This window comes from Paenibacillus sp. 2KB_20 (assembly GCF_052115765.1).
Lineage (GTDB): Bacteria > Bacillota > Bacilli > Paenibacillales > Paenibacillaceae > Paenibacillus_AQ.
In genome coordinates, this window is sequence record NZ_JBFRHH010000024.1 from 1 (window position 1) to 25,321 (window position 25,321).

The 25,321-nt window shown below is 49.3% G+C and carries 21 protein-coding genes, 1 rRNA gene, 1 other RNA gene and 2 pseudogenes; 3 read left to right on the forward strand and 22 right to left on the reverse strand.

Annotation, left to right across the window (positions count from 1 at the left end):
* The 15 genes from AB4124_RS32640 to rpoE form a co-directional block, all read right to left on the reverse strand.
* Positions 1 to 99, reverse strand: a 16S ribosomal RNA gene (locus AB4124_RS32640); the annotation flags it as partial.
* Between the two features lie 333 nt (positions 100 to 432).
* A complete protein-coding gene (locus AB4124_RS32645; protein ID WP_076326396.1) occupies positions 433 to 702 on the reverse strand; it encodes a pro-sigmaK processing inhibitor BofA family protein in 270 nt (89 codons plus the stop codon).
* Between the two features lie 43 nt (positions 703 to 745).
* The gene (locus AB4124_RS32650) at positions 746 to 1,036 is read right to left on the reverse strand and encodes a hypothetical protein (protein ID WP_076326395.1); all 291 of its coding nucleotides are present in this window, start codon (positions 1,034 to 1,036) and stop codon (positions 746 to 748) included.
* A gap of 225 nt (positions 1,037 to 1,261) precedes the next feature.
* The gene (gene recR, locus AB4124_RS32655; RefSeq protein WP_071222338.1) at positions 1,262 to 1,861 is read right to left on the reverse strand and encodes a recombination mediator RecR; all 600 of its coding nucleotides are present in this window, start codon (positions 1,859 to 1,861) and stop codon (positions 1,262 to 1,264) included.
* Between the two features lie 25 nt (positions 1,862 to 1,886).
* On the reverse strand, positions 1,887 to 2,198 hold the full coding sequence (locus AB4124_RS32660; RefSeq protein WP_009595540.1) for a YbaB/EbfC family nucleoid-associated protein: 312 nt from the start codon (positions 2,196 to 2,198) through the stop codon (positions 1,887 to 1,889).
* A gap of 40 nt (positions 2,199 to 2,238) precedes the next feature.
* Positions 2,239 to 3,951 (reverse strand): DNA polymerase III subunit gamma/tau, encoded by a 1,713-nt coding sequence (gene dnaX / locus AB4124_RS32665; RefSeq protein WP_098741282.1) that lies wholly within the window; start codon positions 3,949 to 3,951, stop codon positions 2,239 to 2,241.
* A 294-nt stretch (positions 3,952 to 4,245) separates the two neighbouring features.
* Positions 4,246 to 4,512, reverse strand: an RNA gene (gene ffs, locus AB4124_RS32670) — signal recognition particle sRNA large type.
* 117 nt (positions 4,513 to 4,629) lie between these two features.
* The gene (rpmE, locus tag AB4124_RS32675; RefSeq protein WP_006207505.1) at positions 4,630 to 4,827 is read right to left on the reverse strand and encodes a 50S ribosomal protein L31; all 198 of its coding nucleotides are present in this window, start codon (positions 4,825 to 4,827) and stop codon (positions 4,630 to 4,632) included.
* A 178-nt stretch (positions 4,828 to 5,005) separates the two neighbouring features.
* On the reverse strand, positions 5,006 to 6,283 hold the full coding sequence (locus tag AB4124_RS32680; protein WP_430183391.1) for a radical SAM protein: 1,278 nt from the start codon (positions 6,281 to 6,283) through the stop codon (positions 5,006 to 5,008).
* Between the two features lie 32 nt (positions 6,284 to 6,315).
* Positions 6,316 to 7,644, reverse strand: a complete 1,329-nt coding sequence (gene rho, locus AB4124_RS32685) for a transcription termination factor Rho (protein WP_071222335.1) — start codon at positions 7,642 to 7,644, stop codon at positions 6,316 to 6,318.
* A 152-nt stretch (positions 7,645 to 7,796) separates the two neighbouring features.
* The gene (locus AB4124_RS32690) at positions 7,797 to 9,056 is read right to left on the reverse strand and encodes a UDP-N-acetylglucosamine 1-carboxyvinyltransferase (RefSeq protein WP_071222334.1); all 1,260 of its coding nucleotides are present in this window, start codon (positions 9,054 to 9,056) and stop codon (positions 7,797 to 7,799) included.
* Positions 9,057 to 9,363: 307 nt separating this feature from the next.
* Positions 9,364 to 10,218 carry a class II fructose-1,6-bisphosphate aldolase gene (gene fba, locus AB4124_RS32695; RefSeq protein ID WP_441975333.1) on the reverse strand — a complete coding sequence of 285 codons (855 nt, stop codon included), beginning with the start codon at positions 10,216 to 10,218 and terminating at the stop codon, positions 9,364 to 9,366.
* Positions 10,219 to 10,391: 173 nt separating this feature from the next.
* Entirely contained in the window at positions 10,392 to 10,784 is a 393-nt protein-coding gene (locus tag AB4124_RS32700) for a response regulator (RefSeq protein WP_339269290.1), read from the reverse strand.
* A gap of 249 nt (positions 10,785 to 11,033) precedes the next feature.
* Entirely contained in the window at positions 11,034 to 12,635 is a 1,602-nt protein-coding gene (locus tag AB4124_RS32705; RefSeq protein ID WP_071221150.1) for a CTP synthase, read from the reverse strand.
* Between the two features lie 642 nt (positions 12,636 to 13,277).
* Positions 13,278 to 13,844, reverse strand: coding sequence for a DNA-directed RNA polymerase subunit delta (gene rpoE / locus AB4124_RS32710; protein ID WP_076326390.1), 567 nt, complete (start codon positions 13,842 to 13,844; stop codon positions 13,278 to 13,280).
* A 367-nt stretch (positions 13,845 to 14,211) separates the two neighbouring features.
* On the opposite strand from rpoE, the gene AB4124_RS32715 reads away from it, so the two are divergent.
* Positions 14,212 to 15,360: a S8 family peptidase gene (locus AB4124_RS32715; RefSeq protein WP_076326389.1), complete on the forward strand. Its 1,149-nt coding sequence runs from the start codon at positions 14,212 to 14,214 to the stop codon at positions 15,358 to 15,360.
* A gap of 101 nt (positions 15,361 to 15,461) precedes the next feature.
* Here AB4124_RS32715 and argS read toward each other — a convergent pair whose 3' ends face one another.
* From argS to AB4124_RS32740, 5 genes and pseudogenes are all read right to left on the reverse strand, one after another.
* Positions 15,462 to 17,141 (reverse strand): arginine--tRNA ligase, encoded by a 1,680-nt coding sequence (argS, locus tag AB4124_RS32720; protein WP_441975334.1) that lies wholly within the window; start codon positions 17,139 to 17,141, stop codon positions 15,462 to 15,464.
* Positions 17,138 to 17,563 (reverse strand): DUF1934 domain-containing protein, encoded by a 426-nt coding sequence (locus tag AB4124_RS32725; RefSeq protein ID WP_076326387.1) that lies wholly within the window; start codon positions 17,561 to 17,563, stop codon positions 17,138 to 17,140. Before AB4124_RS32725 ends, argS begins: the two co-directional genes overlap by 4 nt.
* Before the next feature lie 355 nt (positions 17,564 to 17,918).
* On the reverse strand, positions 17,919 to 18,590 hold the full coding sequence (locus AB4124_RS32730; protein WP_076326386.1) for a GNAT family N-acetyltransferase: 672 nt from the start codon (positions 18,588 to 18,590) through the stop codon (positions 17,919 to 17,921).
* Positions 18,591 to 18,674: 84 nt separating this feature from the next.
* Positions 18,675 to 19,346 (reverse strand): annotated as a pseudogene (locus AB4124_RS32735) (GNAT family N-acetyltransferase).
* 50 nt (positions 19,347 to 19,396) lie between these two features.
* Positions 19,397 to 20,254, reverse strand: a complete 858-nt coding sequence (locus AB4124_RS32740; RefSeq protein ID WP_441975335.1) for a carbon-nitrogen hydrolase family protein — start codon at positions 20,252 to 20,254, stop codon at positions 19,397 to 19,399.
* Between the two features lie 342 nt (positions 20,255 to 20,596).
* Between AB4124_RS32740 and AB4124_RS32745 the strand changes: the two genes are divergently transcribed.
* Positions 20,597 to 21,121, forward strand: coding sequence for a phosphatase PAP2 family protein (locus AB4124_RS32745; protein WP_071221142.1), 525 nt, complete (start codon positions 20,597 to 20,599; stop codon positions 21,119 to 21,121).
* Positions 21,122 to 21,276: 155 nt separating this feature from the next.
* Entirely contained in the window at positions 21,277 to 23,346 is a 2,070-nt protein-coding gene (locus tag AB4124_RS32750; protein ID WP_441975336.1) for a serine hydrolase domain-containing protein, read from the forward strand.
* Positions 23,347 to 23,444: 98 nt separating this feature from the next.
* Here the strand turns inward: AB4124_RS32750 and AB4124_RS32755 are convergent.
* Positions 23,445 to 23,804 (reverse strand): annotated as a pseudogene (locus AB4124_RS32755) (SRPBCC domain-containing protein); the annotation flags it as partial.
* A gap of 640 nt (positions 23,805 to 24,444) precedes the next feature.
* Positions 24,445 to 25,314 carry an agmatinase gene (gene speB, locus AB4124_RS32760; protein ID WP_076326381.1) on the reverse strand — a complete coding sequence of 290 codons (870 nt, stop codon included), beginning with the start codon at positions 25,312 to 25,314 and terminating at the stop codon, positions 24,445 to 24,447.
* Positions 25,315 to 25,321 lie beyond the last annotated feature (7 nt).

A 25,321-nucleotide genomic window follows, 5' to 3' on the forward strand; every position in this document is an offset into this window, starting at 1 on the left:
ACTCTCAGGAGTGCAAGCACTCCATCAAGTCCGCTCGACTTGCATGTATTAGGCACGCCGCCAGCGTTCGTCCTGAGCCAGGATCAAACTCTCCAATAAAGTGTTTGACTTGCTCATTTCTTAACTGACGAGAATTTGTTCAATTCTCTTTATGCTCCGTCATCCAACAAACCAGGGCTTGTAATGATGATTTCGCAATGGATTTCATTAGTGAAATCCTTACTCACTCGTTGTTCAGTTTTCAAAGATCAATCATTTTTTGTTTGTCATCCGCATCTCAGCGGCGACTTTTATAATATATCATACTAGCTTGCTGTTGGTCAAGAAGTTTTTTTGATTATTTTTTCAACCAATTGTCTACCTGACCGGTGAATCTCTATCACCCAGAATCAAACGGGCGAACATTAATGTATCATAGAATATAAGGCTGCGTCAACTACCTAATATCGTTATTTTTAATCCAACAAGAAGGGCCACGCCCGGCAAGCCCAGAACCATGACGGTTCCTATGGTCATCGGGTTCAGTGGAATATACGTTTCGGCCGCCAATCCCGAGAAATTCACAACATAGATAGCCACTGCCGAGAGAGCAAGATGGGCACCGAATACGGTTAACCATCCCAGCCCGAGCTTATTTCTAAACACAACATAGATAAGCAGTAAGAGCGATATGCAAAGCGTGCCCAGAACAATCAATTTCATAGTTACCCTCCTTTAAGTCATTATGGATTCTCTCATCTTTCGGTTAGCCATTCTCTCTTTTTTGCTCGATATATTGCATCCTCGCTCCATCCAGATTGAGCTGCTTGGCCTGTTTGAGATTCATCTGGTATTTGCGCTCCGCTGCCTCCAGCATATAAATCGCATAATCAATCTGATCCTGCCCCGTAGCCTCTTGAAACAGCAAGTGCGCCCGCTCCCACTCCATCTGGGACCTCTGGACATCCAGGAATACGTGCCACATCCGTTCCTGATCCTCTGCCGTGATATACGTTTCCTCCTCTTGCTTCTTCGACTGCTTCCACCATATCTTCATCACGTTCACTCCCTATGAATATGAATGATTAACACTGCCCTTAATAAGACCATCTGTAACATTCATATCGAGAGAGGGACAAACTTAGAACCAAAAGAACTCTTCCACCCTCTACTTTTGCACGATGTAATAAATAAAAAAACGAGCCATCAGAATCTCTTCCGATGCTCGTTCGCGTATATATGCTTTCAAATCTCAAATAGATGTTGCAGGAATCACAAAATATCAGTTCAGTTCTCTTCGGCCCTCGAGTGCCTTGGATAAAGTCACTTCATCTGCATACTCCAAGTCACCGCCAACAGGCAGTCCATGGGCAATTCGGGTCACCTTAATGTCAAAAGGACGGACCAAACGCGATATGTACATCGCCGTTGCCTCTCCTTCGATATTGGCATTCGTGGCCAGAATCAGCTCTTTCACTCTCTCATCGCTAAGACGTGTCAGCAGCTCCTTCAGACGGATTTCATCCGGTCCGATCCCTTCCATCGGAGATATGGCTCCGTGGAGGACATGATAGTAGCCATCGAATTCCTTCGTACGCTCCATCGCCACAAGATCCTTGGCATCCTGTACAACGCAGATGGTCGAAGCATCCCGGGTCTTGTCCTGACATACCCGGCATGGATCCGTATCGGTGATGTTGCAGCAGACGGAGCAGTAGTGCAGATTCCTTTTGACACTGACTAGCGCTTTGGCAAAATCAATAACGTCATCTTCCTTCATGTTCAGAACATGAAAAGCCAGGCGGGCGGCCGTCTTCGGCCCCACACCCGGCAGTCGCGTAAAGGCGTCGATGAGCTTCGCGATCGGTTCAGGATAGTACAAATGTAACTACTCCTTCTAGGTTAGATTAGAACAAGCCCGGAATTTTCATGCCGCCTGTGAATTTGCCCATATCAGCATTTGCGATTTCTTCAGCCTTGGCAAGTGCATCGTTAACCGCAGTCAGTACCAGATCCTGCAGCATTTCCACATCATCCGGGTCAACCGCCTCAGGCTTGATGTTGATGGACAAAATTTGTTTATGTCCATTCGCTTCCACGGTAACCACGCCACCGCCGGAAGTTCCTTCAACGGTTTTCGTAGCGAGCTCTTCCTGAGCCTTCAGCATTTGCTCCTGCATCTTTTTCACTTGCTTCATCATTTGGTTCATATTATTCATGATTCATCTCTCCTTATAATAGGGTGCACGTAGAGACGTGCTAGTCTTTTATGACAACGAGGTCTTCTCCAAACAACTGGATCGCCTCATCAATCCATGGTTTCTCCCCACCGGCCTCGGCTTCTTCATGCTCAAGCTTAAGCTCTTCTGCCTGAGGCTTGCCCACTCCTTCTACCGCGTCACTCCAGTCACGAAGCATCATGGTAACCAGATGATACGGCTTGCCAAGCGTGGACTCAAGAACCCCTTCAATCACCTGTTTGTTGGCAGGTTTCTCCGTGGTTTCGCGGTGGATGTTGTTTTTAAAAGCGACAAGAACCTTGTCTTCCCATACGGACACAGGTTCTCCATCCATCAGCCAAGCGTGGACCGTCACCTTCTCCTCTTTCACATTCTGCAGAATTTGGGCCCACTGTCGATGAACAGAAGTATAATCCTCCCCCGTTCGGCAAGATATATACTGATCCATATGCTGCGGGATCTTGGCTGATGAAGCTGCTTTCGGTGCCGGTGTACGGGTGGACTTGGCCGGTTCACGTTGACCAGATGCAGGAACGCCGTTTTGTATCAGTCGCTCCAGCTTTTTCTCAAGTGAGGCTACATGCTGCTTCAGCTGAGCGAGCTCCCCCGCATCGGCTGTATTCTGAGCTCTGGCCCCACCCGCTGATTGAGTTATACCGGAAAGCTTGAGCAATGCCACCTCAAACAGAGTCTGCGGCTGCGAGGCGTATTTCATCTCACTCTGATACCGGTTCAGCGTATCGATCATTTGAAATAGTTCGTCTCGGCTGAAGGCATTCGCCATCTCCTGAAACTCTGCCGGATTCAAAACCCGGTCGGTCAGCTTATCGGCGCTAGGAACCATCTTGATCATCAGCAAATCGCGGAAATAATACAGGAGATTCTCCATGCATTTATCTGCACTTTTCCCCTCCTGCATGAATTGCTCCACGATCTGCAGCACAAGTCCGGCATCCCCCTGTTTCACGGCACTGGCCAGACGGCCAAACTGCTCCGAGGCAATCCCGCCCGTCATGTCCATGACCTGCTGGTAAGATACCGTGCCTCCTGTGAAGGAGGCAATCTGATCTAGAATGCTCAGTGCATCCCGCATACCGCCATCCGATAGACGTGCGATATACTGCAATGCTTCAGGCTCTGCCGTAATGCCTTCTTCTCCGCAAATCTGCTCCAGACGCCCGGTCTGTTCGTCCAAGGAAACCCTCCGGAAGTCAAACCGTTGACAGCGTGAGATGATCGTTGCCGGAAGCCTGTGGGGCTCTGTTGTCGCTAGTATAAACATCACGTGTGCCGGCGGTTCCTCCAGCGTTTTCAATAAGGCATTGAACGCTTCCGTCGTCAGCATGTGTACTTCATCGATAATATAAACCTTACGCCGCACCTCGGTCGGTGCGTATTTGACTTTCTCCCGCAAATCACGGATTTCTTCGACACCGCGGTTGGATGCAGCATCGATCTCCTGAACATCCATGACGGCTCCGGACGTTATACGCCGGCAGGCCTCGCATTCATTGCAGGGTTCCTCAGCCGGACCATGCTCGCAGTTCACGGCTTTGGCCAAAATTTTAGCGGCACTGGTCTTGCCCGTACCCCGTGGACCGCTGAACAGGTAGGCATGGGAAACCCGCTGCTCGCGAATGGCATTCTGCAGGGTCTGGATAATATGCTGCTGGCCCACCATGTCGCCGAACGACTGTGGTCGCCAAGCACGATATAACGCGATATGTTCCACTGTGCTTTACCCTCTTTCAACTTCCACTTCACGAGATCGAGAAAACCTTAAGTTTATACTAAACCCGATCCTCGCGTGCTTTACTGTTGCATTCATGGTCATTCCCAGCCAAAAAGGCGTGAGTTTAACGGTTATATTATACTACATTCTATACTACTTTCCCCTGCCTTAGCAAAACGTTTACTTGGAAAACTTTATCCAAAGTGCACATGAAGGATCAGCTTGAATGGATAGCCGTTTCGACAAAAAACACCCTTGCCAATATGGCAAAGGTGTTATGTGCAGATATGTATACCGTGCACCTGTTATTGATAATTGCGATCCGAGCGGCAATCCTGAGCAACAACTCGGGCTAGGCACCCCTCCGGCACAAAAGCGATCTTGCTTATGGCTGCTTCCTTCCGGACCTGACCAGGTTCACAAGTGCTCATTGCGGAGGACCCAACCGTCAACGTTGAGCGCAGGGACCAGCCTCACATCGACAATACCTCTAACAGGAATTCAACCTCGCTACAGCGGATTGCGAGTTACAGGGCACCGCTACCTCCCCGTCTAGCACGGCGAACTTTAGTATATCGCATGGCTATCAAAAAAGCAACCGACGGAAGAAGTTGCATACTCCACCAGCCCTGTAAACAGACAAAAACCCTCCGACCACAAGGGCGAAGGGTTTGTTTATTAGATACCGTATTTCTTCTTGAATCTATCAACACGACCGCCAGCATCCAGGAATTTCTGTTTACCTGTGAAGAACGGATGACAGTTCGAGCAAATCTCTACACGAAGATCTGGTTTTACAGAACCTGTTTCAAACGTATTACCGCAAGCACAAGTAACTGTAGTAACGTGATATTTCGGTTGAATATCTTGTTTCATTGTAGCTTTCACCTCTTTCCGCCCTGAGCCTCATGCGGACCCAGAGTTATATGGACACATAAATGGAGTATATCACGAGCAAAATGAATGCGCAATAGCTCATACACAAATCATCAGACAAGTCCACAATTGGAATTTCAACCTGTTTTTAACACATCCGATGTTCAGTACGGTTCTGTTAAATAATCGATGGTCTCTTCTTCGGTCTTGCCTGTCCTGCAGGTGGCACATGCGTATAGGAGCCAATCACCACATCTGGCAGCTCCTCCTGCATAATCTCAATCGCCTGCTTCATCCCCAGAATCTCGCCTTGTGCAGGCGGAATAAGCTCGAGATAGCTCTCAGGGTCAATGTTGAGATTGCGGAGCTGAATCAATTTGAGATCCGTGCGGCGGGCAAACTCAATCATGGCTTCCAGCTCTTCCTCGCGATCAGTTACGCCCGGGAAGATCAGATAGTTGATGGAGGTATATACACCTTGATCGGTTGCATAACGAAGAGATTTCTCCACATTGGCCAGCGTATAGCCCCTTGGCTTGTAGTATGCGTTATAATGATCATCCAATGCACTGATCGTACTGACCCTCATCAGATCAAGACCCGCATCCACGATACCACGGATAAAATCAGTTAATCCCGCATTGGTATTAATATTGATGTATCCCATATCAGTCTGTGCCCGAACTTCTCTCATGGCTTCTATAATGATCTTCGCCTGCGTGGAGGGTTCTCCCTCACAACCTTGGCCAAAGCTGATGATCGACTCCGGTGTCTTCAGATGCTCCAGCATGACCTGCACCAACTCATCCACTCTCGGACGGAAGTTCATACGGGTCTGTGGCGAGACAAAGCCGCTGTCATCCGGCTGTTCCGAAATACAACCGAAGCAACCGGCATTGCAAGAGTACGATACAGGAACAGCGCCTTCCCAGCGATTCAGGAAGGTATTGGATGCCGTCAGGCATTCATATCCTAATGCACAGTTAGACAGATGCTCATAGAGCCGATTCTCCGGATATTTCTCCTTCAGCGTCTTAACCCCAAGCTCAAGATCGTTCAGATCGCAGTTCACCGGGTTCCACTTCTCCGGGTCATCGGATAAACGCGCTGTTGTATAGAAAGCGCCATCCTTCCATACCACCGCCGAGTAACCAAATAGCGGCAGCTTATATTCCTTGTCCGACTTCACGTATCCTGGCAAGCACAACCGGGTATAGCCTTGCGGCAACAGCGCTCCGACAGCAGTGTACCCGTCCTCAAGCGGCATCATATCACCAGTCTCTGGATCCATTCCGATCGCTCGGGTGCTCGGTAGTCCGACCAATGTAGCCCCCTCTGGCAAAGGGATTAATTCATCATCCAATATCTCAACGATCATATCTCCGCTGCGGGCAAGCCCAAACAGATCAGAATGATCATAAACATTCCCTTGCTCATCTGCATAAACCAAATACATGTTGATCTCCTATTCTCCGGTTGATTCAGGATTTAGCTCTGAGGGGCCGTCGCAGCCGATGCGCGCGATGGGCGTCTAGCTGTCTGGCTCTGAGTCCCGGTTCCGCTCCCGTTATTGGCATTCACATCAAATGATGCCAAGAACTCCGCGTTATTCTTGCTGTCACGCATTTTTTTGAGGAATCCTTCCACAAAGTCAGCAGAGTCGTTCATATTTTTACGGATCGCCCAAATGGTATCCAATTCATCTTTGTTCAGCAGCACCTCTTCACGCCGGGTGCCAGAGCGGCGAATGTCGATCGCCGGAAAAATACGGCGTTCCGCAAAGCGGCGGTCCAGATGCAGCTCCATGTTGCCTGTCCCTTTAAATTCCTCATAAATAATGTCATCCATCCGCGATCCGGTTTCAACCAAGGCTGTAGCCAGAATCGTCAAACTTCCGCCTTCCTCCACGTTACGCGCCGAACCGAAGAAACGTTTCGGACGATGGAATGCCGCAGGATCAATACCGCCGCTCAGCGTTCTGCCGGACGGAGGAATGACCAGGTTGTACGCACGGGCAAGACGGGTGATGCTGTCCAGCAATATAACAACGTCCTTCTTATGCTCCACCAACCGCAAGGCACGGGACAATACCAGTTCCGCCACTTTAATATGGTTCTCCGGAAGCTCGTCAAAAGTAGAAGCAACCACCTCGCCCTTAACGGAACGCTGCATATCCGTCACTTCTTCAGGCCGTTCATCGATGAGTAAAACAAACAGTTCAATCTCTGGATTGTTGGTTGAGATGCTGTTGGCGATTTCTTTTAAGAGGAGCGTTTTCCCTGCTTTTGGCGGTGCTACGATTAAACCGCGTTGTCCTAAACCTACAGGTGCAAGCAGATCCATAATTCGGGTTGACAACTGATTAGGGGATGTTTCAAGAACAAGCTTTTCTTGCGGATATAGAGGAGTCAAGGCTGGGAAGTGCAATCGTTCCGCTGCGACGGCAGGATTCTCACCATTCACGGCGTTGACCTGCAGCAGCCCGAAGTAACGTTCGTTCTCTTTAGGTGTCCGGCATTTGCCCGAAACCAAATCTCCGGTCCTTAAATCAAATTTACGAATCTGGGAGGCCGAAATGTAGATGTCCTCCGTGCTCGGTAAATAGTTGATCGGTCTAAGAAAACCGTAACCTTCTGGCAAAATCTCAAGTACGCCCTCCATGAACATCAAGCCGCTCTGTTCGGCCTGCGCCCGGAGAATGGCAAATATCAATTCTTTTTTCTTCAACTGGCCATAATAAGGGATCTGATACTTTTTGGCCAGCTTATACAGATCCGTCAGCTTCATGCCTTCCAAATCGGCTATTTGTAAATCCATTCAATAACCACCTATTCAATTATTTGTTTCTGTCACAGCAAGTCCTGCTGCATGTAGTCTATTATTCTATGAGAGCTTTACTAGGAGCATTACCCAAATCAGAGGGAGATATGCAGTTTTACCCACACATTTCCCTCGTTTTGGTAAAAAAATCATTCTTCCTCAGTCTCACGCCATACGTCGGCACCCAGCATACGCAGATTGGATACCAGATGGTCATAGCCGCGGTCAATGAATTCTACGCCACTTACCTCCGTTACCCCTTCGGGTACGGTTAGTCCAGCAATGACAAGAGCCGCGCCTGCGCGCAGGTCGGTCGCTTTGACTTTGGCTGCGTTCAGCGGACCGCCTTCTATAATAGCAGAGCGTCCCTCCACGCGGATCTTGGCGCCCATGCGAACTAACTCCGGAACATGTTTAAATCGGTTGCTATATACAAAATCACTAAGGACACTGACGCCTTCCGCTTGCGTAAGCAGGCTGGTCATCGGTGATTGCAAATCCGTTGCAAATCCAGGATATATAAGCGCCTTAACGTCCACATGCTGGTATCGATCCTTACCGATCACGCGAATGCTTTCGTCCAGCTCCTCAATACCAACACCCATCTCGATCAGCTTGGCCGTAAGGGCTTCAAGATGTTTCGGGATGACATTGTCAATCAGAACATCGCCGCGTGTAGCTGCGGCAGCAATCATATATGTACCGGCCTGAATCCGGTCTGGAATAATGGAATGTCGGCAGCCATGCATCTCAGTTACGCCTTCAATCCGTATCGTTTCCGTTCCGGCGCCCTTAATGACAGCTCCCATGGAATTCAAAAGTGTTGCAACATCTATAATTTCAGGCTCTTTCGCCGCATTTTCAATAATTGTGGAGCCTTTGGCCTTAGCAGCCGCCAGCATAATATTAATCGTTGCACCAACACTGCTCACATCCAGATAGATCTTCGCGCCCCGCAGCTCTTTGGCATGCAGATGAATCGAACCGTGTTCATTGGTGACGGTTGCGCCAAGCGCTTCAAAACCCTTGATGTGCTGATCGATGGGACGAGGTTCAAAATTACAGCCGCCCGGCAGGCCGATCACGGCTTCTTTAAATCTTCCAAGCATGGCGCCCATCATATAGTAGGACGCGCGCAGTTTCTTAACGGGTCCGTTAGGCATCGGAATAGATTTGATATCAGAAGGGTCAATTCTCATCTGATTGCCTTCCCATGAAACTTGCCCGCCCAATTCTTCCAAAATCTCAGCATATACAGCCACATCGCTGAGAAGCGGCAAATTATCAAGTACGACTTCCGATTCCGCCAGGATTGCGGCGGGAATTAACGCAATAGCACTGTTTTTGGCACCACTGATTGTTACAGTACCTCGCAGTGGGCGTCCACCGCTGATCATCAATTTTTCCATAAGCTTTCGGGTCCCCCTACATCACTTCGCAGCCGGAAATGGTTCTGATGGCCGTCATACAAGAAAAACGTCTTATCGACGTTCCTAAAGGATGACAGACCGCATTTTGCGTTCTTTTTTGTTCTCGATTATCCGGTTGTGAAGCTCACAACCCGCTTGTACTTTTGATACTTAATAAATGAAATGGAAAAACACCGGCTATGCGGTGTGCTTTCCATTTCATTGTATACTACAGCATAAGACAGCCTAAATATCTTAGGTGATTCCAATCATCATGTTGTGGCCACTAGGACTACAAGCGACTTTATTAGGCTTGATTGTTGGAACCAAACTCACGGATTTTGCCAACCACAGTTTCCTTGATTGCCTCACGGCCTGGTTTCAGGAATGTGCGTGGATCGTAAGCTTCTGGTTTAGCAGCAAGCACTTCACGAACAACTTTAGAGAACGAAATTTGGTTCTCGGTGTTCACGTTGATTTTGGAAGTACCCAAGGAGATAGCTTTCTTGATGTCATGCGTCGGGATGCCTGTACCACCATGAAGCACCAACGGAAGTTTCACAGCATTGCGAATCTCTTCCATCTCTTTGAAACCAAGGTTTGGTTCGCCTTTGTAAGGACCATGAACAGAACCAAGCGCAGGTGCCAAAGTGTCGATGCCCGTTTCGTTCACGATGCGAACGCAATCGTCAAGCTTCGCGTACATTACATCACCGATGACGTCATCTTCTTGTCCACCGACCATGCCGACTTCAGCTTCAACGGAAACGCCTTTGGCATGAGCATACTCAACGACTTGTTTCGTTGTTGCAATATTCGTCTCAATCGGGCTGTGGGAATCATCGATCATAACCGAAGTGAATCCTGCATCGATTGCTTCTTTACATTTCTCAACACTTGAACCGTGGTCAAGGTGAATGGCAACAGGAATTGTCACTTTCAGGTCCTCCATCAAACCTTTTACCATGTGTACGACGGTGCTGAATCCACCCATATAACGAGCTGCGCCTTCGGAAACCCCAAGAATTACTGGTGATTTCTCTTGCTCAGCCGCTTCAAGAATCGCATATGTCCACTCCAGGTTATTGATGTTGTATTGACCAACAGCATATTTACCTTCAAGTGCTTTGTTCAGCATGTCTGTCATTGATACTAATGGCATGGTTTCATCCTCCTATAGATGCTTAGTTTGTCTATGGTTTTTAGCCGATATAACACACGGACTTATTATACCACATCGCGTCATAAATACTAAACAAGCATTTCCTAAAATGCTGCGAAGGACCTCACATTCTGACAAAAAAAGAATTCCGCCCTTTGAGCAGAATTCATCATTCAACCGATATTATTGGCGGTCCCTTTCAGCTGCATATTGACGGCTTGCCGCATCTCATCAATATCAAAGGGTTTGGTAAAATGCATCAACGCACCAAGATCGGTTGCTTCCTTGATCATGTCAAGCTCTCCATAGGCAGTCATCATGATCACCTTAATGTCCGGATTCATCTGTTTAATATGCTTCAAAATCTCAAGCCCGTCCATTCCAGGAATTTTCATATCCAGCAGCACCAAATCCGGGGTATGCGTCTTCACAATTTCAAGTGCAGCCTTGCCATTCGCCGCTTGAAACGTCTCATATCCTTCACTGCTGAACACTTCTACAAGCAAGATGCGGATACCATTCTGGTCATCCACAATCAGCACTTTGTGTTTGCTTTCTTTGCTCATCCCTTCAACCTCCCCGATACTTAAATCGTACAATGAGTATATGCAAACTCGAAAGTTCCTAACTTTCCCATAAACCGACCATTATTTGTATTCGCTTGTAGATGTCGAATTCCTTCCTGTCCTAAAAAAAGTAAGAAAAAAAGATGTATGAGCTCTGGACATCCGATCTGAACGTCAGCTTACCCTGTCCACAGTTATGACAACGGCTTTATACGCAAAAAAGAGCCTCTGCAAAAGAGGCTCTTCCCATTATGCCTGATGCTGGATCGAGGCTTTTACAAATTCACGGAACAGCGGCTGCGGACGGTTCGGACGGGACGTGAATTCCGGATGGAATTGCACAGCAAGGAACCAAGGGTGTCCTGGCAGCTCTACAATTTCTACCAGACGTCCATCCGGAGAAGTACCGGATATACGCAGGCCTGCTTTTTCAATATCTTCGCGGTATTGGTTGTTGAACTCATACCGGTGGCGATGTCTTTCATAAACCAGCTCGTCCTGGTAGCAGGACTCTGCAAGCGATCCTGGAACCAGCTTACATGGATACAGACCCAGGCGCATCGTTCCGCCAAGATCCTCAATATCCTTCTGCTCCGGCAGCAGGTCGATGACTGGATATTCGGTAGCCGGATCAATTTCCGAGCTGTTCGCGCCGTTCAGGCCGACAATCGAACGGGCATATTCAATAACGGACACTTGCATCCCAAGACAAATGCCGAAGAATGGAATATTGCGTTCGCGAGCATAACGAATCGCGCTGATCTTGCCTTCGATACCCCGATCTCCAAATCCACCCGGTACAAGAATACCGCCAATGCCACTCAACGCCTCTTCCACGTTGTCTGCCGTAATTTCTTCGGCATTCACCCAGCGGATCTTCACGTCGGCATTAGCATCAAAGCCTGCATGAGACAGGGATTCAACAACACTGAGGTAGGCATCGTGCAGTGCGACATACTTACCGACAATCGCAATCTCAACGGTCTTCTCCAGCTTGGATACACGCTCCACCAGATCCTCCCACTCGCTCATATCCGGCGCAGGGGTGGTCAATTTCAAATGATTGACAACAATTTCATCAAGGCCTTCTTCACGCAGATTCAGCGGTACCTCATACAGCGAGGAGGCATCGCGACATTCTACAACCGCGTTAGGGTCGATGTCGCAGAAGAGCGCGATTTTTGCTTTCATCTCGGTTGAAAGCTCATGCTCCGTACGGCACACGATAACATTCGGCTGAATGCCGATACTGCGGAGTTCTTTTACACTGTGCTGGGTCGGCTTCGTTTTCACTTCACCGGCTGCCTTAATATATGGAATGAGGGTTACATGAATATACATCACGTTCTCACGGCCAACGTCACTCTTAATCTGACGAATAGCCTCAAGGAAAGGAAGGCTTTCGATATCGCCAACCGTACCGCCGATTTCGGTAATAACCACATCCGAACCCGCTTCACGGCCTGCACGGAACACGCGCTCCTTGATTTCGTTCGTAATATGAGGGATTACCTGCACGGTACCGCCCAAATATTCTCCCCGACGTTCCTTGCTGATAACAGAAGAGTATACTTTCCCTGTTGTCACATTGCTGTTCTTCGACAGGTTAATATCGATGAAGCGCTCATAGTGTCCCAGGTCCAGGTCGGTTTCCGCACCGTCGTCCGTAACGAATACTTCGCCATGCTGGTAAGGACTCATGGTGCCCGGATCTATATTAATGTACGGATCGAATTTCTGAATCGTTACCTTGAGCCCTCTGTTCTTAAGCAATCTACCGAGCGAAGCGGCGGTAATTCCCTTACCAAGAGATGACACGACCCCGCCTGTTACAAAAATATACTTTGTCACTGTTAAAAACCCTCCTATATAATCTCCATAACTTCAGGCGACATATGATGTTTATCCTAACCCGTTTTCCCCTGATTCATCAGAGGGACCAACAAAAAGCATCGCTCGCTTCCAAAAATGGTGAGCGAGCTGACCTCCGACCTATTACAAACCGCATATATTGACGCTTAAATGATCCTCATATCGAGCCGCTTAACCCGGCATACGTTATGAGGCTTCAAGACGAGCGGTTCCCATACCTCATCTTAAACAACTTGGAATATTCACTGCAAGAAACCATGAAAGTCCAGTCCACACAAGAAGGATGCTTCCACAGCCCGAAGAAAAAATGTCCATCGACAAACTTCCAGAAGACAGACTGCTTTTGATAAGGTAGTTTCTCTAGCGTTATTAGGTTCAGAAGCTAGCGTCGTTTCCACTTTCTGAGCCTTAAAAACAAAAAAAGTGACCCCGAATAAATAACGGGGCACTTTTATATTAAACATATTTAATCCACAATCATAAGCCCAAGCAATAGTTTACTCTGTGCCTTGTCTGCTTGTCAAGAGAAGAAGCAACCTCAAAATTGCCCAATTGGCTGACACTGTAAAACACAGTCATTATCAGCGCAGACAAGTCCTAAAGACCCTGCTGTATGACGGATTAATCCTTATCGTCTTCCTCAAAGGCTTCCTCTTCCAGATCATCTTCCTCTTCGGATTCCGAATCCTCGTCATCCAATTCGTCATCATCCAGAACAACCTCTTCGTCTACATCGTCCTCGGCATCGTCATCATCCGGGAAGAGATCGTCGTGATCATCATCTTCGTCATCGATGCTGTCGAAATCCTCCTCGGCATCGTCACCGCTGTAAGTCTCCTCTTCATCGGTGAAGTCATCGTCATCATCATCTTCATCATTGATGATCCGCGGACGCTTGGCGTTCGCAATCGGATCTTCGGACTTCTCCAGCGGATACCAGCGCTTTAGTCCCCACAGATTCGTTCCTACACAAGCGAAACGTCCGTCTATATTGATCTCGGTATATAACTGGGCAATCGTTTCGTTAATTTCCTTTTCCGTAAAGCCACGAAGCTTGGCCACCTCATTCATAAGGTCACGGTAATAATACGGCGTATTCGCCGCCTTCAGAACCATAAAAGCCAGGTCAACCATTGGGATTTCCTGAATCTTCTCCGGATCGATCTTTAAATTGAGCGGATTACTCACTAACGCACACTTCCTCTCACACAATCTTCACGTTATACCCTCAACATATCCATTATCAAAACTAAGTAAAACCTATTTGGAAATAAAAATCAAGTTTTTATGCACCATTACCCATCAGATACCAAAAAGGAAAAAGACGGAGACAATTGTCCCCGTCTTCTGACTGTACCCGCCCCAAGGATCGACTCCTTACGGGATTAGATAAGAGAACCTTGATGTTCTCCTCATGTATCTTATGTTAGCCCTGCTGCTTTGACACGGTAAACAGGGCCTATTTCCCGGAAAAAGGGCAACATCCCATTCGGGCACTCTCCCCGGTTCATACAATACTGAAGCAACGGTTCATCGAGAAGGGAGATTGCCACATATGGATTACACCCGGATCATGCAATCACTACTTACAGAGACGAACCCTATGCGGAACGTCCGGGAAATGAACCGGCGGCTCCTTACGTTTCATGACCCTCAGCTGTACCAAGAATGTATCCGAGAATGGAATCGACTTGTCGGGAAAAGGCGTTTTCCGAGTTCAGTCAGCTGTTCGCCGGTTACCCAAACCATCATCGCTCCAGCTCCCCAAACCGCGAAGTTTGAAGCGGAGTTTCAGAATGAACTGATGGTTGAAGAGGATGACCGGGTTCATATCCAAGCCACACAAGGGACAATTGGAACGCTAACCGGAATCCCATGGGGTATCAAGCAAATTAAAGCCCCTCAAGCCTGGTCTATCTCGACAGGACACCGCGTGAAGATTGCCGTTATCGACACGGGGGTGGATTTCGCTCACCCCGATCTGAAGTATTCGCTGACTCGAGGGGTTAACCTCGTCCACCGAAACATACCGCCATATGATGACAATGGGCACGGAACACATATTTCGGGTACCATCGCTGCTGCGAACAGCACACAGGGAATGATTGGCGTTGCTCCAAGATCTGTAGTGTATCCAGTCAAAGCCTTTGATTATAACGGATCCGCCTTTGTGTCGGATATCATTCTGGCCATCGACTGGTGCGTACGAGCCGAGATCGATATCATTAATATGAGTTTCGGTATGCAGACCCGAAGCCGTACGTTGCTGGATATTGTAGGCAAGGCCAACCAAGCAGGCGTCATTATTGTTGCCTCCTCCGGCAATGACGGTAAACGCCGTACCGCGGACTATCCTGCCCGTTATCCTCAAACCATATCTGTCGGAGCTACCGACCGCAACCGGAAAATCCCTTCCTTTAGCAATCGTGGACAATTTGTCGATATTTATGCACCTGGAGATAAAATCGTGTCCGCGTGGCTGCAAGGAAAATACCACGAGATGAGTGGCACCTCCATGGCGACTTCCCACGTCAGCGGAGCGATTGCCCTTCTGCTTGCGCAAAAGCCCGACCTGAAAAAAACGGCTACCCTTAAGGCCCTGCTGCGACGCACCTCCTCTCCCCTAAAGCTCAAAAAAGGACACAGCGCCTCCGATGGAGAGGTAAATGCCTTGAAATTTTTGCGTGAGGGCATGAAATTATAAACTGATTCTTCAACAACTATAAAAGAATGTCCGTTTATAAATTAAAAACAGCCGTCTTTCCTCGGAAAGACGGCTGTTTTCACATATTAAAGCAAAATCCATTACATCCGTTCCGGCGCTGATACGCCCATCAGGCGAAGCACGTTAGCGATGACCGTACGAACAGCTCGAAGCAAAGCCAGGCGAGCCTGCGTTTGATCCGCATCCTCCGTAATCACGCGCTCGGCTCGATAGTAGCTGTGGAACAAGGAAGCCAGCTCATATACATACCGAATGAGTCGGTGCGGAGCATAGTTCTCAGCAGCAAGCGACACTTCCTGCGGGAGCTCTCCTATTTTGCGCAAAATGTCGTACTCATGCTCGGTTGTAAGAACGCTCAGGTTCACTTCGGAAAGCGACAGGAGGTTAACGCCTTGCTCCTCCGCTTGGCGGAATACGCTGCAAATACGTGCGTGAGCATACTGCACATAGAAGACCGGATTCTCATTGGACGTAGACACCGCCAGATCCATATCGAAATCCAGGTGCGAGTCCATGCTGCGCATGGTGAAGAAATAGCGGATTGCGTCCACGCCGACTTCATCCATCAGATCTTCCATCGTGACCGCTTTACCGGTACGCTTGGACATCTTCACTTTCTCGCCATCCTGGAACAGACTGACCATCTGGGCGATCAATACAATCAGTTTGTCTGGATCATTGCCGAGTGCCTCCATAGCAGCCCTCATCCGTGGAATATAACCATGGTGATCGGCTCCCCAAATATTAAGAATCTTGTCATAGCCGCGCTCGTATTTATTACGGTGGTATGCAATATCCGGCGTCAGGTAAGTATAAGTTCCGTCATTCTTCACGAGGACGCGGTCTTTGTCGTCCCCATAGTCAGTTGTACGAAGCCAGGTTGCCCCATCCTTCTCATAAGCTTCGCCCTTCGATTTCAGCTCTTCCAGGGATTTCTCCACGAGTCCATTCTCGTACAGGGATGTCTCACTAAACCATTCGTCAAAATGAACGCGGAATCGAATCAAATCGCGTTTGATTTTATCCAGTTCCTTCTCAAGTCCGAACTGACGAAGGAATGCCGTTCTCTCGCCTGGATCCATGGACAGCAAAGATTCGCCCTTCTCAGCTACAAGCTCTTTGGCAAACCCTTTGATATCTTCGCCGTGGTATCCATCTTCCGGCATTTCGGCATCCTGGCCGAGCTCCTGCAAATAACGGGCTTCGAGGGATTTAATCAGGTTCACCACTTGGTTGCCAGCATCATTGATATAGTATTCGCGCGTAACCTCGTATCCTGCAAAATCAAGCACATTGCAGAGGGCATCGCCTACCGCTGCTCCGCGGGCATGTCCCAGGTGCAGACTTCCGGTGGGATTGGCGCTGACAAACTCCATCTGAACCTTTTGCCCCTCGCCCGTAGCAATCCGTCCGTAGTTGTCACCCTGTTCTTCTACCAATGCAACGATCGGATAGAGGTATCCCTTGTCCAAGGTAAAGTTAATGAATCCGGGTCCGGCTATTTCTGCTTTTTCAATCGAAGCTTTCGCCATGTCCAAATGTTCCAAGATAGACTCCGCAATTTGCCGCGGGTTCTTCTTGGCGATTCGTGTCAACTGCATCGCTACGTTCGTAGCCAGGTCGCCATGCGACTTATCCTTGGGAACTTCCAGCGTTATGCCCGGCAATTCCTCACGGGAAACCAGTCCTGCAGCAACGGCAGCGTCAGCCACCGCTTCTGCAACCAGCCCGTTAATGTGATCTAATGGATTCATTGTCATGATTCATGTGCCTCCTGAATAGTCAAACTAATAGAAAAGTGTCCCGATAACTCGCCCGACACATATAAATCGTACGCCCAAGCCGCTCGTCCGGACACGCCTTCAAGCGCTAGCTCCAGACGCTGCGTGTACGTAGAGAGATTAAATGAAGTGAACGGGGAGCGGTAATACCCCGGCAATCGTTGGCCTAACCGAAACGACTGCTCGGACTCCACCTCGCCGTGACGAATCAATTTCAGCTCGTCCTCCGTCAGCTTAAGCATCGCCCGGGTCTCCCCTTGATGCGGTCCAAGCGCTGGTTCTGTATAGCGAACATACAGGACATTCCCTTTAATAAACGCCTCCGCCGGAAGCTCCTGTATCGTATTCTCCCCTTCGTGAAGGCTTTGAAGACGGATGCTCACTTGTTTTCGGTCGTTCATGTACGTTCCTCTTTTCCTTACCTATTGTATTACTATATCCAGTATAGCCTTGCAATTCAAATGAGGATTTTAGCAAATGTGAAGAAAAAGCCTATCCACGTGCTTACCCGGAAGACCGACCGCATCCTCAATCCCCGTATTTCTCGGCCTATTGCTTGTGCCACTCACTATAACTTAATCCTGTGATTTCCTTGCCAAAATAAGCTGCCTGATCATGGCTCTGCACACTCCATGTTTGAATATAGGGAGTTACGGTCATTCTACGATCAGAATACCAAAATATCACATGCTGTGGGCGTAACTAGACAAGAATATGCCTGATCCGTTACGAATCAGGCATGAGCTATCATATAGGTTACAGCGGGAGCAAGGATACCTTCTCCTGCGTTTCCAGTTTGGCCACCATGTCGTTCCAGGCTTGTGGTTTCTCAGGCAGCACCGAATAGTAACGTTTCAGGAAGTTCACGATCAGCTCTGCAGGCAATTCATTGACAGTATCATCACCCGGCATGAAGCAGAAGTCGAGCCCGCTCACCGCTTCGCCATCATTATTCCAGGATGGGTGAACGTAGGCGATATCCGTGCGTTTGTAGCCAAGATGTGACAGCACCTCGCGGCGAACAAACGGATCCATCGGCTTTACCCCGCCGAATGCATAGTCCTGTACCCGATATGGATCGTAGATTTCGGCAAACATGCCGAACAACGTTTTACCGTTTGCGGCCGCCAGTTGATTCAGATCCTTCAAGCGATGCTGTGCCAGGAATCGGCCAATACCAAGCCCTTCGCGCCCGATAATGGTAAAATCGGTCATCGCTACATTCCAGTCCTCGTAATAGCGGTATTCCGTCGTACCCACCACTTCGTCCTCATGCAGGGCAACAAAGACCCGAATACCCGGATCCTCAAGCGGTTCTTTCCATAGACTGAATTCCAGCACCTCTTCCGGAGGGAACACGTCCTTCATCAGATTGTGCATTTTGCGGAACAAGGGATCGTCGATGCTTGTAATACGGATATATTCCATCAAATAAAAGCCTCCTTATATATGTAATAAAAAAATCCATCTTTATATATGAAGTCCATTCATTATCGTTCAAGCGAAACTTCTTCATCCTCTAAACGGATTCTTCCATTCCATCAGAGCCCCATAATTGCAGGATTCCTCATCCTCCAAATACTCCGCTGCCACCCCGACGGGCGTCCGGCCGCAACGCAGCAGGAAGGTAATCACCGGATCCTTGAGATCTCCTCGGACAACAGCGTCCAGATACTCCGCAGCCGACATTTCATGGGCATGCCGATGATAGCCGGGCATCCGTCCGCCGCCAAGCAGTCGGTCCAGTCCCCGATTCACCGTCACATGATACAGCTACTGAATCAGCCATTTGCCGAGTCCAAGCTTACGGAAGCGCGGCCTGACACAAATGTCGGCAATGTATAGCGTATTCCCGTCCGGCTTATGGGTCCGGATATACCCGTTATCCGTGGTCTCCGCCCAGGAGTGCGCAGGCTCCCATGGATCGTAATCCACAATGAGCGAGGTAATCGACCCGGCGAGCATCCCGCCCACTTCAACGCACAGAGCGCCCTCAGGGAATAAGGTGACGTGCTGATTCAGCTGCTCCTTGTTCCACCACTGCTCCGGCGGATATGGGGGCGGGAACGTCTCGGATTGAATGAAGATCAGCTCGTCAAAATCCGCTTCCGTGTAGCTTCGAATGACAACCGGCACCGGCCGAGCGTCGTCAAATACATAAAACTGTTGATGAAACCGGGCCATTTCCTCTGCACCGCCTTTGTCCTATTTTCCTCACGTGCTGATAAACGGGCTTATTCCCAATCCGGATACAAATCCGTGCGGCGATCGCGCCATGTCGTGACGGATCCCTTCTCGCGCACTTGATACAATAAATCCAGATCAAGATCGGCGGTAATGATCATGTCGTTGTTCAGCTCTCCCTCGGCCAGCAGGCCCTGCGGAGGAAACGGGATATCGTTCGGGGTAATGATGGCCGCCTGTCCGAAGTTGGCACGCATCAGATCCACGGTTGGCAGCGAGCCAACGGTACCGGTCAGCACCACATAGATTTGATTCTCAATGGCGCGGGCATGGCTGGTGTAACGCACGCGGTGGAATCCGTGACGGTCATCCGTACAGGACGGACAGAAAATGACGTCAGCCCCTTTAGCCTTGGCCATGCGCACAATCTCAGGGAATTCGATATCATAGCAGGTCAGCATCGCAATGGTGCCTTTTTCCGTCTCGAACACTTCGAGTCCTTCACCCGCTCCCATATTCCATCCGCTAATCTCCGAAGGCGTGATATGGATCTTGGCCTGCTCCGCAATGCGGCCGTCCGGATAGAACAGATGCGCTACATTGTACAGCTTCCTTTCCCGGCGAATGACGTGCGTCCCGCCAATGATATGCATGTTATATTGCTTCGCAAAGCCTTGAAACAGCTCGCGGTAACGGTCTATGAAATCCGGAAGATCATTGATCGTCAATGCCTTGCCCTGATCATCCCCGATGGACATCAGTTGGGTTGTGAAAAATTCCGGAAACAGCACAAAATCGACTTCAAATTCCTCCGCCGTCCGGATATAATGCTCCGACTGACGGGCAAAATCGTCAAAAGATTGAATGGTGTGCAGATGATATTGCACGGCAGAAACGCGGAATTTCATGCTTCTCCTCCTTAGGCATGGTTAGATGCTTTCATTATATCGGATTCCGGGCTTCGAGAACATGGGGACATGAAGTTATCATCCCTGGGAAACCATAATCTTGTGAAGCGTGCTTACAACACACTCAAAACGGCTATCATCAAACCCACCTGCGACAAAGAAAGTTCAATTTATGAAAAAATACATGTCATTCATACCCACGCTTAACAATTCTCCTGTATACTGTCGTATGTAAGCCTCTTGTCTACACTATGAATCTCGGCCCTTACAAGCATATATCGCAGCCTATTTAACTTTGGGCTGACTGCTTACAAAATTATAATGTGAGGTGTTCTGTTCACAATGATTACTCGTTCGATGGATTGGCTTCAGCAACATGACCACCTTATCTTCCGCTGGTTAAACCGCAAGATCAGCAACAAAACGGTGGATTCGATGCTCGCGCTGGTCACCCATATGGGGGGTGCTATCTTTACCATTGTGCTGACACTTTCGATAGCGTTTTTTGCACCTGAGCCATGGAATACGATGGGGTGGCAGAGTTTTATTGCACTTTCCCTCAGCTTCCTGATTACGGCCCTCATCAAAAGGAAAATGCGGCGCATCCGGCCCTATCTGGCACTTGAAAAGGTACGGTTCGAAAAAAAACCGATGAAGGACCATTCGTTTCCTTCCGGACACTCGACGGCCATCTTTTCCATTATCACGCCGTTTCTGTTTATAACGCCCTGGCTGTCATTGCTCTTGATCCTACTGGCCCTTACGGTCAGCCTGTCACGCATTTATCTTGGCTTTCACTATCCTTCGGATTGTTTGGCAGGCTGTTTCGTCGGAACCACCTCGGCACTGCTTATCGTGCTCAGTTAAAAAACAGGTATCCCCACATGGCTTTACGGCTTTGGATGGGATGCCTGTTTTTTTGTTCCTCCCCGCACTTGTAAATTTTCCGAAAAAAGATTGAACCATTCGGGCTGGTAAATCGTACTAACTAAGTACATTCATAATAAGGAGGTATTTATTCATTGAAGAAAAGACTATCACGGATGCTCGTAACCCTTCTCGCAGTCACACTGGTTCTTCCTGCTGGGGTAATGGCAGCAGATAACAGCCAAGTTGCCGCGGGAGGAGGCCTTCAGAAAACCGCCGCAGAGAAAGCCAAGCTGCTCACCGAGACTTATGGTACGACAAGCGTTCAATATGCCCTTATCGACAACGGAGTGATTACCGTGTCCGGTCAAGCGGGCGTCAATGATATCGAAGGAAAGAAACCGCTGACCAAGGATACGATGTATGGCATCGGCTCCACGAGTAAAGTGTTCACCGCCGCTGCGGTCATGAAATTGGTGGATGAGGGGAAAATCAACCTGGATACGCCTCTGGTTCAGTACATACCCGAATTCACGATGAAAGACGAACGCTACAAAAAAATTACGCCGCGCATGCTGATCAACCATTCCTCCGGACTGCAGGGTTCCAGCCTGAACAATGCATTTTTGTTCGAAGATAATGACCCTCATGCACATGACACGCTGCTCAAGCAGCTGTCCACCCAAAATCTGAAAGCAGACCCGGGTGCGTTCTCCGTTTATTGTAATGATGGATTCACGCTGGCCGAGATACTGGTAGAGAAAGTGAGCGGCAAGGAGTTTACCGCATTCATTCATCAATATTTTACCGAGCCGTTAGATTTGGACCACACGAAGACATCCCAAGATACGTTGGAGTTAAGCCAAATGGCAGGTCTGTATTATCCTACTCACCAAGGGCAACTTCCTAACGAGACGGTCAATGTGATCGGAACCGGCGGCATCTATTCTACGGCTGAAGACTTGGTGCAGTTCGCGCAGATCTTCACCGGGGAAGCCGAAGGCATTCTTTCCGACAAATCCGTCAAAGCCATGGAGCAGGAAGAATATAAAAAGGGTCTGTGGCCCGAAGACGCCGATAACTCGTTCGATTACGGGCTTGGCTGGGACAGCGTAAGACTATTCCCGTTCAATCAATATGACATGAAGGCCGTAACCAAAGGCGGAGACACCATCCTGTATCACGCTTCGCTCGTCGTTCTTCCGGAGCAGAATATGGCTGCCGCTGTATTATCTTCCGGTGGTTCCAGCTCAACCAACCAATTGTTGGCTAATGAGATTTTGCTGAATGCTCTTAAGGAGAAAGGCACGATCAAGGAACTCAAGCCGGAAAAATCCTTCGGCAAACCGGTAAAGGCTGATATGCCAAGCGACATCACCAAATATGCCGGTTATTATGGCGTGACGAATCAGCAAATGAAAGTCGACCTCAAGGACGGCGAACTGTCCATTACCGTTCCCATGATTCCGGATTATCCTGCGGAGAAATATGTGTACACCGCGGATGGAACATTTGTCAGCGCGGATGGCAGCACGAAGGTCAGCTTTGTCAAAGAAAAGAATGACCGCATCTACCTATGGGTAAGACAATATATTTCGATCCCTGGACTTGGACAAATGGCTTTATCGCATTATTCCGCCGAGAAACTGGAAGCAAACCCCTTGTCCAAGGAGACCGCTGCCGCTTGGGCCAAGCGCGAAGGTGAAACGTTCTATCCGTTGAACGAGAAATTCACATCGCTGATGTACTTCATCACGAAACCGACGGTAGAGATTAACAGCAAGAGCGGTCTGGAAGGCTATATGATCGACAAAAAGATCATCGACTCGGACACCGCGGTAAGCCAGCATCAGATTCCAGCTATGGGTGGCCGGGATACGTCCGAATTCCGCTTCTATAAGGAAAAAGGCGTAGAGTATCTCGAAGGGGCAGGAGCCCTGTTTGTGAGTGGTAAGGACGTTAAGCCGCTTTATAAAGGAAAAAAGTCAACCGTCACCCTGCAAGCCGACGGCTATGCCAAATGGTACACCGTCCCTAAACAAACTGCAGGCAAAACCATGACCGTTACCCTGCCAGCACAAGGCGCATTCGCCGTGTATGACGAAAAAGGTGCCGTTGTGAACTACAGCATCGTCAGCGGCAGTAATGAAGTGAAGCTCCCAGCCAATGGAGCTGTCGTATTTGCCGGTGCCCCAAGCTCCGCATTCGGTATCACCCTGAAATAACACGAAAGCAAGCAACCCGATTAGCCGCTAGGCTTAAGTAGGGTTGCTTGCTTTTTTACTGCCCAGGGACGTTGTGAGGCGCGGCAGCCTGTCCGCTATCATTCAGTAAAGACCGCGAGATTCTCAAGCGTAGAATTCAAGCCCTCTTCGTGATCTTCCTGCCGTATGCCCTCAGGAACGTCCTCGCAAACAATCGTCACATCCGTGCCATCCGCAAGTGCTGTCAACGTCCATGTCATGGTCATCAGGCCCCCGTAAGCGGGGTCTTCCGACTCGAATTCAAAACACTGCACGATTTTCTTGTTTGGCACCAACGCCAGGAATTTACCTTGGACGATATCCGTACCTTCCGATGATTTACCGAGGTTGACTTGGTCCGTTCCATTATAGGTGAGTACCATTCGATAAGTCCCGCCTTCACAGGCATCAAAGGTGTCGATTTGACCTGACATCCCCTCTGGCGGAAGCCACGATACTCAGGCCTTGGGGTCAGTAAATGCCTGATATATGGTTTGTGGCGATGCCTTAATCATTCTCGAGGCAGAGTCAACCCTCTTCTTATTGGACGAATCTTCCATTTATGTTAACCTCCTTATTGGCGTCATCAAAATCCGGGTCAAGCTTTCTTAAGTTTATAACATATGACCACCCATAATTTCTTCTCAATTGCTCAGTTGAAAAAGCAAGCAACCCCGATAGCCGTAGGCTTAGGTAGGGAAGGCTTGCTTTTTCTTCATCAGCCGAGGGGCGAATAGTCTCGGCTGCTCATCCACGCAGTGCAGGCCCTCGAGCGACCCGCCAGGGAAGCCGTCGAGGGGGCCGCGACCACGCGAAAAAGCAAGCCGACCCCGATAGCCGTATGGCTTAGATAGGGGAAGCTTGCTTTTTCTTCATCAGCCGAGGGGCAAAGCCTCGGCTGAAATATGGACGCTATAGAGGCCACGAGGACGTCCCCGCCAGGGGAGGACCGAGCGGTGGCCGGGCACAGGCACAAGCCCCACTCAGATCCTCGTACCAACTCCGAACACCAAAGTTCCGGGTGTCCAGAGGGCAGCGCCCTTGGGGCCCTCCCTGGCAGGGAGGGTTTGGGCGGGTGGACTACTTAACGAATCCCAACAACATCTCACGAATCAACTTCGCAGCTACGATCTGGGTCTGCTCCGAAGGATCATAGATCGGCGCCACTTCCACGAGATCGCAGCCGACCACGTTCACGTCGGAGCCCGCAATGAGGTGCACGGCTTCCAGCAGTTCCTTCGATGTGATGCCGCCTGCTTCTGCAGTACCGGTACCCGGTGCGGCAGATGGGTCAAGCACATCGATGTCGATAGTCACGTAGACCGGACGGTTGCCCATGGAAGGCAAGGCTTCCTTAAGAGGCGCCGCCACTTCGAACGGATAAAAGTTAATGTTCTCCCGTCCATATTGGAACTCCTCGCGGGAGCCGGAACGGATGCCGAATTGATAAATATTCTTGCCGCCCATAATGCCCGCCGCCTTGCGGACCGGTGTGGAGTGGGACAACGGCTCTCCCTCATAATGCTCGCGCAGGTCAGCATGGGCATCGATATGGATCAGAATAAGATCCGGATACTTCTCATACACCTTCTGAATGATCGGCCAGGATACGAGGTGCTCGCCGCCAAGTCCGATCGGGAATTTCCCATCATCCAGCAGTTTGCCTACATAATCGCCAATCACTTCGAGACTGCGGCCCGCATTGCCGAAAGGCAGCATGAGGTCGCCTGCATCGAAATACGTCATGTCTTCAATGCTTTTGTCTAAGTACGGGCTGTACTCCTCCAAGCCTACGGAAGCCTGGCGAATACGAGCTGGGCCAAAACGGGAGCCGGGACGGTAGCTAACCGTGAAATCCATCGGCATACCGTAAATGACAGCTTTGGACCCCTCATAATCCTCGGAACTCAAAATAAATACGTTGCCGGAGTAACCTTGATCCAGTTTCATCAGTTTA

Bases quoted from the DNA above. Each gene is read 5' to 3' on its own strand.
- AB4124_RS32645 (WP_076326396.1), bottom strand. From the start codon at position 702: ATGAAATTGATTGTTCTGGGCACGCTTTGCATATCGCTCTTACTGCTT.
- AB4124_RS32650 (WP_076326395.1), bottom strand. From the start codon at position 1,036: ATGAAGATATGGTGGAAGCAGTCGAAGAAGCAAGAGGAGGAAACGTAT.
- AB4124_RS32660 (WP_009595540.1), bottom strand. From the start codon at position 2,198: ATGAATAATATGAACCAAATGATGAAGCAAGTGAAAAAGATGCAGGAG.
- rpmE (WP_006207505.1), bottom strand. From the start codon at position 4,827: ATGAAACAAGATATTCAACCGAAATATCACGTTACTACAGTTACTTGT.
- AB4124_RS32680 (WP_430183391.1), bottom strand. From the start codon at position 6,283: ATGTATTTGGTTTATGCAGATGAGCAAGGGAATGTTTATGATCATTCT.
- rho (WP_071222335.1), bottom strand. From the start codon at position 7,644: ATGGATTTACAAATAGCCGATTTGGAAGGCATGAAGCTGACGGATCTG.
- AB4124_RS32690 (WP_071222334.1), bottom strand. From the start codon at position 9,056: ATGGAAAAATTGATGATCAGCGGTGGACGCCCACTGCGAGGTACTGTA.
- fba (WP_441975333.1), bottom strand. From the start codon at position 10,218: ATGCCATTAGTATCAATGACAGACATGCTGAACAAAGCACTTGAAGGT.
- AB4124_RS32700 (WP_339269290.1), bottom strand. From the start codon at position 10,784: ATGAGCAAAGAAAGCAAACACAAAGTGCTGATTGTGGATGACCAGAAT.
- AB4124_RS32715 (WP_076326389.1), top strand. From the start codon at position 14,212: ATGGATTACACCCGGATCATGCAATCACTACTTACAGAGACGAACCCT.
- argS (WP_441975334.1), bottom strand. From the start codon at position 17,141: ATGACAATGAATCCATTAGATCACATTAACGGGCTGGTTGCAGAAGCG.
- AB4124_RS32725 (WP_076326387.1), bottom strand. From the start codon at position 17,563: ATGAACGACCGAAAACAAGTGAGCATCCGTCTTCAAAGCCTTCACGAA.
- AB4124_RS32730 (WP_076326386.1), bottom strand. From the start codon at position 18,590: ATGGAATATATCCGTATTACAAGCATCGACGATCCCTTGTTCCGCAAA.
- AB4124_RS32740 (WP_441975335.1), bottom strand. From the start codon at position 20,254: ATGAAATTCCGCGTTTCTGCCGTGCAATATCATCTGCACACCATTCAA.
- AB4124_RS32745 (WP_071221142.1), top strand. From the start codon at position 20,597: ATGATTACTCGTTCGATGGATTGGCTTCAGCAACATGACCACCTTATC.
- speB (WP_076326381.1), bottom strand. From the start codon at position 25,314: ATGAAACTGGATCAAGGTTACTCCGGCAACGTATTTATTTTGAGTTCC.